This window comes from Rhizobium etli CFN 42 (assembly GCF_000092045.1).
Lineage (GTDB): Bacteria > Pseudomonadota > Alphaproteobacteria > Rhizobiales > Rhizobiaceae > Rhizobium > Rhizobium etli.
Window position 1 is genome coordinate 3757400 of record NC_007761.1, and the last position, 13937, is coordinate 3771336.

The 13937-nt window shown below is 61.3% G+C and carries 11 protein-coding genes and 1 tRNA gene; 6 read left to right on the top strand and 6 right to left on the bottom strand.

The features are described 5' to 3' along the window. Window positions 1–183 precede the first annotated feature (183 nt). Together gltB and RHE_RS33695 are read right to left on the bottom strand one after the other, a co-directional pair. Window positions 184–4905: a glutamate synthase large subunit gene (gltB, locus tag RHE_RS18225; RefSeq protein WP_011426783.1), complete on the bottom strand. Its 4722-nt coding sequence runs from the start codon at window positions 4903–4905 to the stop codon at window positions 184–186. Further along, complete coding sequence (locus RHE_RS33695; protein WP_011426784.1) at window positions 4877–5320, bottom strand: hypothetical protein; 444 nt, start codon at window positions 5318–5320, stop codon at window positions 4877–4879. Before RHE_RS33695 ends, gltB begins: the two co-directional genes overlap by 29 nt. 126 nt (window positions 5321–5446) lie before the next feature. Between RHE_RS33695 and RHE_RS18230 the strand changes: the two genes are divergently transcribed. Continuing rightward, window positions 5447–6499 (top strand): threonine aldolase family protein, encoded by a 1053-nt coding sequence (locus RHE_RS18230; RefSeq protein ID WP_011426785.1) that lies wholly within the window; start codon window positions 5447–5449, stop codon window positions 6497–6499. Between the two features lie 47 nt (window positions 6500–6546). Here RHE_RS18230 and RHE_RS18235 read toward each other — a convergent pair whose 3' ends face one another. After that, on the bottom strand, window positions 6547–7401 hold the full coding sequence (locus RHE_RS18235; RefSeq protein WP_042119009.1) for a LysR family transcriptional regulator: 855 nt from the start codon (window positions 7399–7401) through the stop codon (window positions 6547–6549). An 87-nt stretch (window positions 7402–7488) separates the two neighbouring features. On the opposite strand from RHE_RS18235, the gene RHE_RS18240 reads away from it, so the two are divergent. Further along, window positions 7489–8493 carry a bile acid:sodium symporter family protein gene (locus tag RHE_RS18240; protein ID WP_011426787.1) on the top strand — a complete coding sequence of 335 codons (1005 nt, stop codon included), beginning with the start codon at window positions 7489–7491 and terminating at the stop codon, window positions 8491–8493. A gap of 76 nt (window positions 8494–8569) precedes the next feature. On the opposite strand, the gene RHE_RS18245 is transcribed toward RHE_RS18240, so the two are convergent. Next, a complete protein-coding gene (locus tag RHE_RS18245; protein WP_011426788.1) occupies window positions 8570–9040 on the bottom strand; it encodes an Hsp20 family protein in 471 nt (156 codons plus the stop codon). Between the two features lie 400 nt (window positions 9041–9440). Between RHE_RS18245 and RHE_RS18250 the strand changes: the two genes are divergently transcribed. Next, entirely contained in the window at window positions 9441–10415 is a 975-nt protein-coding gene (locus tag RHE_RS18250; protein ID WP_011426789.1) for an alpha/beta fold hydrolase, read from the top strand. 70 nt (window positions 10416–10485) lie between these two features. On the opposite strand, the gene hisN is transcribed toward RHE_RS18250, so the two are convergent. Both hisN and RHE_RS18265 read right to left on the bottom strand, forming a co-directional pair. Beyond that, the gene (hisN, locus tag RHE_RS18255; RefSeq protein WP_020922256.1) at window positions 10486–11259 is read right to left on the bottom strand and encodes a histidinol-phosphatase; all 774 of its coding nucleotides are present in this window, start codon (window positions 11257–11259) and stop codon (window positions 10486–10488) included. 280 nt (window positions 11260–11539) lie between these two features. Then, a complete protein-coding gene (locus RHE_RS18265) occupies window positions 11540–12421 on the bottom strand; it encodes an N-formylglutamate amidohydrolase (RefSeq protein ID WP_011426791.1) in 882 nt (293 codons plus the stop codon). Window positions 12422–12609: 188 nt separating this feature from the next. Between RHE_RS18265 and cpdR1 the strand changes: the two genes are divergently transcribed. From cpdR1 to RHE_RS18280, 3 genes are all read left to right on the top strand, one after another. Next, window positions 12610–12972, top strand: coding sequence for a response regulator CpdR1 (gene cpdR1 / locus RHE_RS18270; protein ID WP_003542883.1), 363 nt, complete (start codon window positions 12610–12612; stop codon window positions 12970–12972). A gap of 84 nt (window positions 12973–13056) precedes the next feature. Further along, window positions 13057–13131: transfer RNA gene (locus tag RHE_RS18275), tRNA-Val, on the top strand. Window positions 13132–13230: 99 nt separating this feature from the next. Continuing rightward, a complete protein-coding gene (locus tag RHE_RS18280) occupies window positions 13231–13512 on the top strand; it encodes a hypothetical protein (protein ID WP_020922257.1) in 282 nt (93 codons plus the stop codon). Window positions 13513–13937: the final 425 nt, after the last annotated feature.

The window sequence follows — 13937 nt, forward strand, 5'->3', positions numbered from 1 at the left end:
ATTGTCTGTCGTCAGTCCCGGTATTCCGGGCGGGTTGCTTCTCTTGACCGTCATGGAACATATCCCCTGGAACTTCCGGGCGATCTCGACGGCTTCTTGCCGCCGGCGTGATCGTCACGGGTCATCGAGACGTTTCCGACATCGGCCATCTGCGTTCACTGGCGGCCGATGTCCCGGCGCAAATCACTCCGCGGCAATGCCCATCCGGCTGCGCTCCATTTCCTCGAGCGCACGGCGGTATTCGACCGGCATGACCTTGCGGAACTTCGGACGGTAGTCGGCCCAGTGATCGAGGATCTGCTTGGCGCGGGTGGAGCCCGTATAGTGCAGATGGTTGGAGATCAGCTGGTAGAGACGCTCCTCGTCATGGCGGGTCATGTCACCCGAGACGTCGACCCGTCCCTTGTGCATGAGATCGCCGCCGTGATGATGCAGCTTCTCCAGCATGTCGTCTTCTTCCGGCACCGGCTCCAGTTCGACCATCGCCATGTTACAGCGGCTGGCAAAATCGCCGGCTTCATCGAGCACATAGGCAACGCCGCCCGACATGCCCGCCGCGAAGTTACGGCCGGTGGCGCCGAGTACGACGACGACACCGCCGGTCATATATTCGCAGCCATGGTCGCCCACGCCCTCGACGATGGCGATCGCACCCGAGTTGCGGACGGCGAAACGTTCGCCCGCCACGCCGCGGAAATAGCACTCGCCCTCGGTCGCTCCGTAAAGCACGGTATTGCCGACGATGATCGAGTCTTCGGCGACGATCTGCGAGTTTTCCGGCGGCCGGATGATGATCTTGCCGCCCGAGAGTCCCTTGCCGACATAGTCGTTGCCGTCGCCGATCAGGTTGAAGGTGACCCCGCGCGCCAGGAAGGCACCGAAGCTCTGGCCTGCCGTGCCGCGAAGCGTCACGTTGATCGTATCTTCCTTCAGCCCGCGATGCCGGTAACGCTTGGCGACCTCGCCGGACAGCATCGCGCCGGCCGAGCGGTCGACGTTCTTGATGTCAACCTCGAAGGCGACGGGCGTCTTGTCCGTCAGCGCCGGCTGCGCCTGCTCGATCAGCACGCGGTCGAGAATGTCATCGATCGGGTGCTGCTGCCGGCTCGTCCAGAAGGTTTCCTCCTTGGCGGCATCGACCTTGTGGAAGATGCGGCTGAAGTCGAGACCCTTGGCCTTCCAATGCGCCAGCATCTCGTCCTTCTCCAGGAGTTCCGAAGCGCCGATGATCTCGTCAAGCCGGGTAAAGCCGAGCGAGGCGAGGATTTCGCGCACTTCGTTGGCAACGAAGAAGAAGTAGTTGATGACGTGCTCCGGCGTGCCCTTGAAGCGCTTGCGCAGCACCGGATCCTGTGTCGCCACACCGACCGGACAGGTGTTCAGATGGCACTTGCGCATCATGATGCAGCCGGCTGCGATCAGCGGCGCGGTGGCGAAGCCGAATTCGTCGGCGCCGAGGAGCGCTCCGATGATAACGTCGCGGCCGGTCTTCAGGCCGCCGTCCACCTGCAGCGCAACGCGCGAACGCAGGCCGTTCAGCACCAGCGTCTGCTGGGTTTCGGCAAGACCGATTTCCCAGGGGCTGCCGGCATGCTTGAGCGAGGTCAGCGGCGACGCACCCGTGCCGCCGTCGAAGCCTGCGACGGTGATATGATCGGCGCGCGCCTTGGCAACGCCCGCGGCAACCGTGCCGACGCCGACTTCGGAGACGAGCTTGACCGAGACGTCGGAGGTCGGGTTGACGTTCTTCAGATCGTAGATCAACTGCGCCAGATCCTCGATCGAGTAGATGTCGTGGTGCGGCGGCGGCGAGATCAGGCCGACACCCGGCGTCGAGTGACGGGTCTTGGCGACTGTCGCATCGACCTTGTGACCGGGCAGCTGGCCGCCTTCGCCGGGCTTGGCGCCCTGCGCCACCTTGATCTGCAGCACATCGGCGTTGACCAGATATTCGGTCGTGACGCCGAAGCGGCCCGAGGCGATCTGCTTGATCGCCGAACGTTCCGGGTTCATCGAACCATCGGAAAGCGGCATATAGCGGTCGGATTCCTCGCCGCCTTCGCCGGTGTTCGACTTGCCGCCGATCCGATTCATGGCGATCGCCAGCGTCGTATGCGCCTCGCGGGAGATCGAGCCGAAGGACATTGCCCCCGTCGAGAACCGCCTGACGATATCGGCGGCCGGCTCGACCTCGTCGATCGATACCGGCTTGCGGCCGAGCGCCTCGGCGCTCTTGATCTTGAAGAGCCCACGGATCGTGTTCATGCGTAGCGCCGAATTGTTCACCATCTCGGCGAATTCGCGGTAACGATCCTCGGCATTGCCGCGCACGGCGTGCTGAAGAGCGGCAACCGCATCCGGCGTCCAGGCATGGCTTTCGCCGCGCATCCGGTAGGCGTATTCGCCACCGATATCGAGCGTCGTCGCAAGCAGCGGATCCTTGCCGAAGGCGGCGTTGTGGCGGGCGACGGTCTCTTCGGCGATTGCTTCGAGGCCGATACCTTCGATCATCGTCGCGGTTCCGAAGAAATACTTGTCGACCAGTTCCGACGACAGGCCGATCGCATCGAAGATCTGCGCGCCGCAATAGGACTGATAGGTCGAAATGCCCATCTTCGACATGACCTTGAGAATGCCTTTGCCGACCGCCTTTATGTAACGGTAGACGACTTCCGAGGCGTCCACTTCCTTCGGGAACTCGCCCTTGGCATGCATGTCGAGCAGCGTGTCGAAGGCGAGATAGGGGTTGATCGCCTCGGCGCCGTAGCCGGCGAGCAGGCAGAAATGATGCACTTCGCGCGGCTCACCGGTCTCGACGACGAGGCCGACCGAGGTGCGAAGCCCCTTGCGGATCAGATGATGATGGACGGCGGCCGTAGCCAGCAGCGCCGGAATGGCGATGCGGTCGGGTCCGATCTGCCGGTCGGAGAGCACGATGATGTTGTAGCCGCCCTTGACGGCTGCCTCGGCGCGCTCGCAGAGTCGGTCGAGCATTTCGGGCATGCCGGCAGCGCCACGCTCGATATCATAGGTGAAATCGAGCGTCTTGGTGTCGAACCGGTCTTCCGTATGGCCGATCGAGCGGATCTTTTCGAGATCGCCATTGGTCAGGATCGGCTGACGCACTTCGAGGCGCTTGGCATTCGCCATGCCCTCATGGTCGAGAATGTTCGGACGCGGGCCGATGAACGAGACGAGGCTCATGACGAGCTCTTCGCGGATCGGATCGATCGGCGGGTTCGTCACCTGCGCGAAGTTCTGCTTGAAATAGGTGTAGAGCAGCTTCGGCTTTTCCGACATCGCCGAGATCGGCGTATCGGTGCCCATCGAACCGATCGCTTCCTGACCGGTCGTCGCCATCGGCGACATCAGGATCTTGGTGTCCTCGGTCGTGTAGCCAAAGGCCTGCTGGCGATCGAGCAACGATACGTCGCGGCGCAGCGCCCGCGGCTCCACCGGCTTCAGCTCTTCGAGGATGAGCTGGGTGCGGTCGAGCCAGCTGCGATAGGGATGCGCCGTCGCAAGCTGCGACTTCACCTCGTCATCGGAGATGATACGGCCTTCCTCCATGTCGATCAGCAGCATCTTGCCTGGCTGCAGGCGCCACTTCTGGATGATCTTTTCTTCAGGAACCGGCAGCACGCCGGCCTCAGACGCCATGATGACGCGATCGTCGTCGGTGACGAGGTAGCGCGCCGGCCTGAGGCCGTTGCGGTCGAGCGTCGCGCCGATCTGCCTGCCGTCGGTGAAGGCAACGGCAGCCGGCCCGTCCCACGGCTCCATCAGCGCCGCATGATATTCGTAGAAGGCCTTGCGTTCGGCCGCCATCGACTGGTTGCCGGCCCAGGCCTCCGGGATCAGCATCATCACGGCATGCGCCAGCGAGTAGCCGCCGCGCACCAGGAATTCCAGCGCATTGTCGAAACAGGCCGTGTCCGACTGCCCCTCGTAGGAAATCGGCCAGAGCTTGGAGATGTCCTCGCCGAAAAGCGGCGAAGAGACCGAGGCCTGTCGCGCCGCCATCCAGTTGACGTTGCCGCGCAGCGTGTTGATCTCGCCGTTATGGGCGACCATCCGATAGGGGTGCGCGAGCTTCCATGAGGGGAAGGTGTTGGTCGAAAAGCGCTGGTGCACGAGGGCGACCGCGCTTTCGAACCGCGGGTCCGATAGGTCCTTATAATAGGCGCCGACCTGATAGGCCAGGAACATGCCCTTGTAGACCACCGTCGTCGACGACAGCGACACCGGATAGAAATTGCTCTCCTCGCCTTCGAACTCGTCATAGATGCGGTTGGAAATCACCTTGCGCAGGGTGAACAGCCTGCGCTCGAACTCATCATTGTTTTCGGCATCCTCGCCGGCGCCGATGAAGACCTGCACGTGATGCGGCTCGGTCGCGGCAATATCAGGCGCCTTGGAGAGCGAGGAATTATCGACCGGCACGTCGCGAAAGCCGATCAGGACCTGGCCTTCCTCTTCAATGACGTCCTTGATTACCTTCTTGAAGTGCTCGATCTGCTTTTCATCGCGCGGCATGAAGATATGGCCGACGCCATATTCGCCGGCGGGCGGCAGGGTGATCCCCTGCCCGGCCATCTCCTCACGGAAGAAGCGGTCGGGGATCTGCACCAGGATACCGGCGCCGTCACCCATCAGCGGATCGGCGCCGACGGCGCCGCGATGCGTCAGGTTCTCAAGAATGAACAAGCCGTCCTTGACGATCTGGTGCGACTTCTCGCCCTTCATATGCGCGACAAAGCCGACGCCGCAGGCATCATGCTCGTTGCGGGGATCGTAGAGGCCCTGTTTCTTCGGCAGGCCGGAGGCGGATTTGGACATATTGGCCGTCGCGCGCGTGTCAGCAGCGGCAAACCGGTCAAATTCCATGGATGGCGTCTTCGTCATCGTCTTTCCTCCTGTCGAAACCCGCGGGCCGCGGGCGGCTTTTCGTCATGCGCCGCAACCCGAAGATAGGGTCGGCGCATGACAGCGCTGTTGCATTGTGAAGATCGCCGCAGACATCTGCTTCTAGGGAAAGCAAACCGTCGCGTTCCGCGCCTGCCATTCGCCTCCGCGCGCCGCCCGTTCTGGGCTTGGCGCTCGGAAGAACTATAGCGTGAAAGCCCGTCTGTTCCAGGGCTTTCGGCGCTTCTTCGGCCGCAATGGCCAAAATAGGACAGCAACACTGTCCTAATTCATCTGTTCTATGCCAGAAAGCCTTTCGCTTCGCAAGTGCGCCACGGCAAAAATCGTCATTTTGCGAAGGAAGATTACCAAATCGATCGCAACCACGAAATAAAATTACGCCAAGGATGGACATTTTATTAATTGATTGCGCAGTTCAATTTTTGTGATGGATTATTGGCAATAGCCTTGATCCCGTAAAGGATTGACGTAATGTCCGCAGCGAACCTTCCAACCTGTTTCGCTCCCCACGGTCCGCGCTATGTTCTTTGCATCCGACAATTGGGCCGGCGCCCACAGATTCATTGCTGAACGCCTGCTGGCGGAATCGGCTGGTTTTGCCCCGGCCTATGGAGCCGGCGATCTCGATAAAAAGGTCGAGGCCCGCTTCTGCGAGATCTTCGAACGGGAGGTTTCCGTTTTCTTCGTCGCCACCGGCACGGCCGCCAACTCCCTGGCGCTGGCGAGCGTCCAGCGCCCCGGCGGGATCACCTTCTGCCATTCGGAAGCCCATGTGATCGAAGATGAATGCGGCGCGCCGGAATTCTTCTCCGGCGCCGCCCGCCTCATGGCCATCGACGGCGAAGCCGGCAAGATCGATCCGGCCAGGCTTTCGGCAAAGATCGCCCACTTCCCCGAGGACGCCCTCCGTCATGGCCGCGCCAGCGCTGTGACCATCACCCAGCCGACCGAGATCGGCACCGTCTATTCACTGCCGGAGATCGGCGAGATCGCCGCCATCTCGAGAAAGCGCAATCTGCCGCTCCACATGGATGGCGCCCGCTTCGCCAATGCGCTGATCGCACTCGATGCCACCCCGGCGGAGATGACCTGGAAGCGCGGCGTCGACATGCTGTCCTTCGGCGGCACCAAGAACGGCTGCTGGTGCGCCGAGGCGATCATCTTTTTTGATCCGGAGCGGGCACGCGAAATGCCCTTCATTCGCAAGCGCGCCGCCCAGCTCTTCTCCAAGTCGCGTTTCATCGCCGCCCAGTTCGATGCCTATTTCGAAAACGGCCTCTGGCTCGATCTCGCCCGCCATTCGAACGCCATGGCTGACCGGCTGCGCGCCGGTATTGCGGCCAGCAGTGCCGGACGCCTCGCCTGGCCGACCGCTTCCAATGAGGTCTTTGCCGTCATCAGCAGGAGTGCTGCAAGAACCGCAGAGGAAAAGGGCGCGAAATTCTACGAATGGCCGGTGCCCGCGGCAGCGTCGGAACTCGTTTCCGAAAGCGAAACCCTGATCCGCCTCGTTACCAGCTTCGCGACGACAGTGGCCGACGTGGATGGTTTCCTGAGGTGCCTGACCGCCTGATCGCCGACCAGAAGGATTTCCAGCCGGCTCCTCCGTGACGGCGATGGTCATGCCGACCTCAGCCCCCTCACCTTTTGCAGAATATCGTCGGAGAGTGCCGAGACCAGCGCCTGATCCGCACCCTTTCGCGGCACCAATACGAATTCCACATCCTCGAGAACCGGCAATTTTCCCGCAGCAATTTCTTTCAGTCCGGAGGGAGCCATACTGCGCGGCTGCACCAGCACGCCCATTCCGGCCCGCGCCGCTGCCGTCAGTCCGCTGAGGCTGCCGCAGGTGCAGACGATCCGCCACGGCACCCCATTGCGCCCAAGTGTTTCCAGGGCGATCGCCCGCGTCACGCTCGGCGGTGGAAAAGCGATCAGTGGCAATGGGCCGGAGGCGAGCACTCGCTCAGGATCGCGCGCCAGCCAGACGAGCGGCTCGCGGTAGACCAGTTTCCCCCGCGCATCGCCGAGCCGGCGCTTGGCGAGCACTAGGTCGATCTCGTCATTGTCCTGCATCTCGTAAAGCACGCCTGAAAGCGCCACCGTCAGTTCCAGATCGACGGACGGATGCGAGCGAACGAAATCCTCAAGCACCGCCGGCAATTGGCTGGTGACGAAATCCTCCGACACGCCGAGCCGCAGGCTGCCGCGCAGGCTGTTGCTCTTGAACAGCGCGTGCACCTGCCCCGCGATCGAAAGCATGGCGCGCGCATGCGAAAGCAACGCCTCGCCGTCGCCGGTGAGCAGCACCTTATGCGTGTCGCGCGCCAGCAGCTTGCGCCCGAGCGCTGCCTCCAGCCGCTGAATATGCTGGCTGACCGTCGACTGGCTGAGGCCGAGTCGTTCCGCGGCAAGCGTGAAGCTGCCCGTTTGTTCGATGGCGACGAAACTGCGCAATTGCGAGAGGTCGAGCAAATCGAGATCCTCGATAACTGTTATTCCTTGCATCCTGAATCATAATGGAAGACAAAACAATGACTCCCTTATTGCTGCGAGACCCCCATGCGCCGCTTTCTGCCCGATACCTTCACGATCCTGCTCGCGTGCACCGTCATCCTCGCCTCCTTGTTTCCGGCGAGCGGCAGCTTCGCGGACTATTTCGGCATCGCCACCGATATTGCCATTGCGGCGCTGTTTTTCCTGCACGGCGCGCGCCTTTCCCGTGACGTCGTCATTGCTGGTCTGCTGCACTGGCGGCTGCATCTGATCATCCTGCTGACGACGTTCGGCGTCTTCCCGCTGCTCGGACTCGGGCTCGGCTTCATCCCCGATACGATCCTGCCACGGCCGCTTTATCTCGGCATTCTCTTCCTCTGCGTGCTACCGTCGACGGTGCAGTCGTCGATCGCCTTCACCTCAATGGCGGGCGGCAACGTGCCAGCCGCGATCTGCTCGGCCTCGGCCTCCAACATTTTCGGCATGTTCCTGACGCCGCTGCTGGTCGGCCTGCTCTTTTCCGTCGGCGGCCATGGCGGCTACTCCTTCGATGCGCTTCAGCAGATCCTGCTGCAACTGCTTGCCCCCTTCGTCGTTGGCCAGATCCTGCAGCCCTGGATCGGCGATTGGATTCGCGCCAAGAAGAAGATCCTGATGCCGGTCGACCGCGGCTCGATCCTGATGGTGGTCTATCTCGCCTTCTCGACGGCGATCGTCGAAGGACTGTGGCACACCTTCTCGATTGCCGACATCGCCGTTGTCGTCGTCGCCGACGTCGTGCTTCTGGCGTTTGTCCTTGTTTTGACGATGTTCGGCAGCCGCTGGCTGGGCTTTGACAAGGCTGACGAGATCACCATCACCTTCTGCGGCTCGAAGAAGAGCCTGGCAAGCGGCGTGCCGATGGCAAACGTCATCTTCGCCGGCCAGTCGATTGGTGCGATCGTGCTTCCCCTGATGCTCTTCCACCAGATCCAGCTGATGGTCTGCGCCGTCATCGCCCAGAAATATGCCGCAGCAGCAGCCCGGCGCGTAACGGAACAGCAGATGAAGGACGCCGCCAGCCCGGCCTGAACGACAATAAGATGAACGGCAATAAAAACACGGCGCCCCGATCGGAGCGCCGTCCATTGTCCCTGAGTGACGGCTGTTAACCGTTGATGACCTGCGCCTCGATCGCCTTCGGAGCCTCGACCGGCTCAGCGGCAATCGTGATCTTGCGGGGCTTCATGGCCTCGGGAATGTTGCGCAGAAGATCGATGTGAAGCAGGCCGTTCTTCAGCGAAGCGGCGGTTACCTCGACGTGATCGGCGAGCTGGAAGCGGCGCTCGAAGGCGCGCTTGGCAATGCCGCGGTAGAGGAATTCGCCGCCTTCGGCGGTTTCCTCGTTCTTTTCACCCTTCACGGACAGCACATGGGCATGAGCTTCGATCGAAAGCTCGGTCTCGTCGAAACCGGCGACCGCCATGGTGATGCGATAGGTATTTTCGCCGGTGCGCTCGATGTTATAGGGCGGATAGGTCTGCGCCTGCTCCGGCTGAGCAAGGCTGTCGAGCATGGTGAAGAGGCGGTCGAAACCGACCGTCGAACGATAAAGGGGAGAGAAGTCCACGTGACGCATGATGTCCTCCTAGGGAAGCGACGTGTTGCGGTAAAGTGCCCCTGAAACCCCATCTTGGCAGTCTCGGCACGGTTGCGCGGGCCCTTTTGGCACCCGCAGGATGGAGATGGTGATGCGATTCGAGGAGTTCAAGACCTTTTCGAAATCACCTCGACGGGCCGTGAACCGCGCGTGAACGGCCGGTTCCGAAGGCGTTCAGACATGTCTGCCTAGAAATGATGATGTCGGGTGACACTGGCCCCGATGGCTGAAGTGCATCGTCCCTTCTTCTTCAGTCTAAACTTGGGCCGGCCGCGAGCGCCCTCACGCTCCCGCCGGCCCTTTTTCCGTCGCTTTCCAAGCCGGGCGCCATGCGGTATCCCTGATAGAGAAGCATTCAGCAGCGGCGCATTGGCAAGTCATGGATCAGGTTCTCTATTCGACGCCCGATAATCCCGTCCCGGAAAACCGCACCGAAGGGTTCTTCGAAACCTATGACGGCCACCGGCTGCGTTACGCCGTTTTCCGCTCCGGTGGCCAGGTCGCCAAGGGCACGGTCGTCATTATCCATGGCCGCAACGAATATATCGAAAAATATTTCGAGACGATCCGCGACCTGACAGGCCAGGGCCTCTGGGTCGCGACGTTCGACCTGCGTGGCCAAGGCGGTTCGTCGCGGCTCCTGAAGCGCCGCAATCACGGCCATATCCGCCGCTTTGCCGATTACGAGCGCGACCTCGACACCTTCCTCGAAAAGATAGTACTGCCGGATACCCGCCTGCCCTTCTACCTGCTCGGCCATTCCACCGGCGGACTGATCGCGCTGTCGGCCGCCCCCTATCTCACCACCCGCATCGACCGTATGGTGCTATCGGCTCCCTTCATCGGCCTGACCGGCCAGTCGGCCTCGCCCCGCGTCATCCGCACCCTCGCCGGCGCGCTGACGGCCGCCGGCCTCGGCTTCATGCCGCTGACCTCGAAGCTGAAGGAGCCGGATTTCCGCGACAATCCGTTGACCTCTGACGAAACCCGCTTCGAGCGCAATGTTGCGATGATGAAGGCCCATCCGGAACTAACGCTCGGGCCTCCGACGGCCCGCTGGCTGACCGAAGCCTTCCGGACCATGGACCGGGTCACCTCGCCCAACCATCTCTTCTCAATCACCATCCCGACCATCGTCATCGCCCCGACACGTGATGGCGTCGTGCCCTACACGGCACAAGAGCGGCTCTCGCGCTATTTCCGCGCCGGCCAGCTGGTGCCGATCAACGGCGCCCGCCATGAGATCTTCCAGGAACGGGATATCTATCGCGCCGCGGCGCTGGCGGCCTTCCACGCCTTCATCCCCGGCAGCGATGCCGAGGAAAACCATGATGTCGCCGCCCTCGGCACCTGAGCCGGATCAACCGAGCCGCCAGCGGAATCGGCCTTTCCGACCTGGGGCATCGGCTTTGCCAAGCCCGGGTTCAACGCTGCAGGATGGCGATTGCCTGCTCGTAGACCGCGCGGCTTCCGGCGGCGATGATCGAGCCGCCGTTTTCCGGCCGCCCGCCGTCCCAGGTGGTGATGATGCCGCCTGCCGCTTCGATAACCGGAATGATGCCGCCGACGTCATAGGGCTTCAAGCCGTTTTCGATGACGAGATCGATATGGCCGGCAGCAAGCAGCGCATAGGCATAGCAGTCGCAGCCGTAGCGAAAGAGCCGTACCTGGCTTTCGATCTGCCGGTATTTCTCCATCTCCTCGCCAGCGAAAAGATGCGGCGAGGTCGTGAACAGGATGGCGTTCGATAGCGCCTCGCACTGGCGCGTTACCAGCCGCCGCTCGCCTTCCGGCCCGCTGTAGATCGAACCGTTTTCGTCGGCGAAATAGCGTTCTCCGGTAAACGGTTGTTCGATCATGCCCATGATCGCCCGGCCCTTCTTCTGCAGGCCGATCAGCGTTCCCCAGACCGGCACGCCCGCTATGAAGGCGCGGGTTCCGTCGATCGGATCGATCACCCAAACATGCTCCCGGTCAAGCCCGACATTGCCGTGCTCCTCGCCGAGAATGCCGTGATCGGGGAAGTTTTCCTCGATCAGCGCCCGGATGGCGAGTTCGGCCGCCCGGTCGCCTTCCGTTACCGGATCGAATCCCGAGGAAAGCTTGTTGGTGACATCAAGGCCGGAGCGGAAGCGCGGCAGCGTCTCGGCGCGGGCGACCTCCGCCAGACGATTGAAGAACGAACGGTCAGGAAGCATGGGGGCACCATTTAGCTGGCGGGAACGGGTTTTCATAGCGAAACTTCACGGGAATGCAAACGCAGCGAGCAATTTCGGACCAACTGCCCAAAGATATCGCAGCGCAATATATTGCTTGACATTTGTGCAACGCAATAGTAGCGTCGTCATTACAGTCTTCTGACTGTAAATACCCTCCTTGGGTGTTTCCTCCCTAGACTTAGCCGCGCTGACAAGCGCGGTTCTTTTTTGGCCCTTGCGAAAGACGACGGCCATATAAAATCGCCAACTGATAGAGAACTTATTCGGCGGCTAGCGCCCGGTCGCCGGCGAACTTCTCGATGTAATCCGCCATCTGTTGCATGAAGGCCGTCACGGCGTCGGCCACCGCGGCAAAATCCTCGCGCTTCTCCAGCGTCACCTCGTCGACATAGATCGCCCGGTTCACCTCGATCTGCAATGCATGCAGGCCGCGGGAGGGGCGGCCGTAATGTTCGGTGATGAACCCGCCGGCATAGGGCTTGTTGCGGATCGCCGCAAAACCCATTTCCTCAAGGATAGCGATGGCGGCGCGCGAAAGTTCGGCCGAAGCGCTGGTGCCGTAGCGATCGCCGATAATGAAATCGGGCCGTCCGGTGCAGCCGGCGACGCGCACATTGCCGGGCATCGAATGGCAATCGATCAGCACGCCGAAGCCGAACTGCACATGGGTGCGGGCAATCAGTCGGCGCAGCGCCGCATGGTAAGGCTTGTAGACCGCTTCGACCCGATCGAGCCCCTCCTGCACTGGCAGGCGCCGCGCATAGATCTCCATATTCTCGGCGACGATGCGCGGAATGGTGCCGAGCCCGCCGGCGACCCTCAGCGAATTGACATTGGCATAGGGCGGCAGCAGCCCGTCGAACATCCTGGGATCGAGCTCGTAGGGCTCGCGGTTGACGTCGAGATAGGCGCGCGGAAAGTTGGCGGCGAGAAGCGGTGCGCCGAGAGTGACGGCAGAGCCGAAGAGCTCATCGACGTAATGGTCCTCGGAACGGCGGATCGCGATGCCTTCGAGCCTCGATTGCGCGATGAATTCCGGTGGATAAATGCGGCCGCTATGGGGGGAGTTGTAGACGAAAGGAATGGTCTGCGACACGGGCTCATGGACCTCAAAAAGCTCGTATTCGCGGATTTCCGGCACTTTCGCCCCTCTTTACCATGTCATGAACTGATTGCTTCGTCCATGTTGCCAGTTGCCCGCCCTCAAGTCCATACTATGTAGAAGGGATGACCATCACGCACAGGCAATTCACCGGTTGTTTACCGGGCAAAGACTAGTGTAGACGGCTGGCAGCCCACCCAAAACCTATTGATTAGCGGTCTGGATTGATGACTCAGAAGATACTTCTCGCCGAAGACGACAACGATATGCGCCGTTTCCTGGTGAAAGCGCTCGAAAAGGCCGGCTACAAGGTCCTTTCTTACGATAATGGCGCCAGCGCCTACGACCGGTTGCGCGAGGAGCCGTTTTCCCTGCTGCTGACTGATATCGTCATGCCCGAGATGGACGGCATCGAGCTGGCGCGCCGCGCCACCGAACTCGATCCCGACCTGAAAGTCATGTTCATCACCGGTTTTGCCGCCGTGGCTTTGAACCCCGATTCGAAGGCGCCTAAGGATGCCAAGGTCCTTTCCAAGCCTTTTCACCTGCGCGACCTCGTTGACGAGGTCAACAAAATGCTTGCCGCGTAAGGCTTGCCGGCCGGCGGGTCACAAAACTGAAAAAAGCCTATTGACGGCTCCAAAGGTTTTGTGATCTATGCGCCGCCATCGGATGGGCGTGTAGCTCAGCGGGAGAGCACTACGTTGACATCGTAGGGGTCACAGGTTCAATCCCTGTCACGCCCACCATCCTAATTCGCTGAAAAGCAAAGGCCTTTCGAGAAATCGAGAGGCCTTTTTACATGGTGGCCCGCAGGTTCGATAAACCTGCCAATAGGAGTTCTCAGCGTGGCGCAGGTCATTAAACGACGCAAAACTCTCGTTGTGTCCAACGACAAGATTTCGTTGGCAAAAGGTGTCAGCCTTCCTGAGGGACGCTACCCCGTCACTGCCGAATATGTCGTATCTCACCTGCGAGGCAGGCCGGTCGAGCAGGCTGGCCGGGTGATGCTCCATCTGACGCGGCAGAACCTCCTGGACTACGGCGTTGATCTGACCGGCAGCGCGATGCTGGGCAGCGACATCGATGTGAGCGGCAATGTGGCGCGCAAGGAAGCTATTCTGGAGTGAGTTGCAGGGCATGGACGGTTGACCACCGTCTTTGCCTCACAGGAATGCACTTCCTGAGAGTGGCCAAGCAAAATTCGGTCACAACACCATCTGAATTATTGCCGATCCGGCGTACGGGGCATTCGCCTCTCGCAAACGGGTTGGATCAAGGGCAGGAATCAAATCTCGACCGGCAGCGCCGCAGTTTTTCTGCCCCTCGCCTCGCCGGCTTCCACGGCACCTGCGACCACGAAGCGCTGGACGAACGAACTTGCAAGCCGTCACCCCACCGTGGCCTGACTTCCATCTTCACCGGCAGCGACCGGTGAAACAGGCAAGCAACATGTCCTGATGATTCACAGTGGCTGTCCGGTTTTACCCGAGTCATGCAGATGGCGGCCGCGGCGCACCCGCATATAAGGATATGCTCACGCCAGCATCAATTG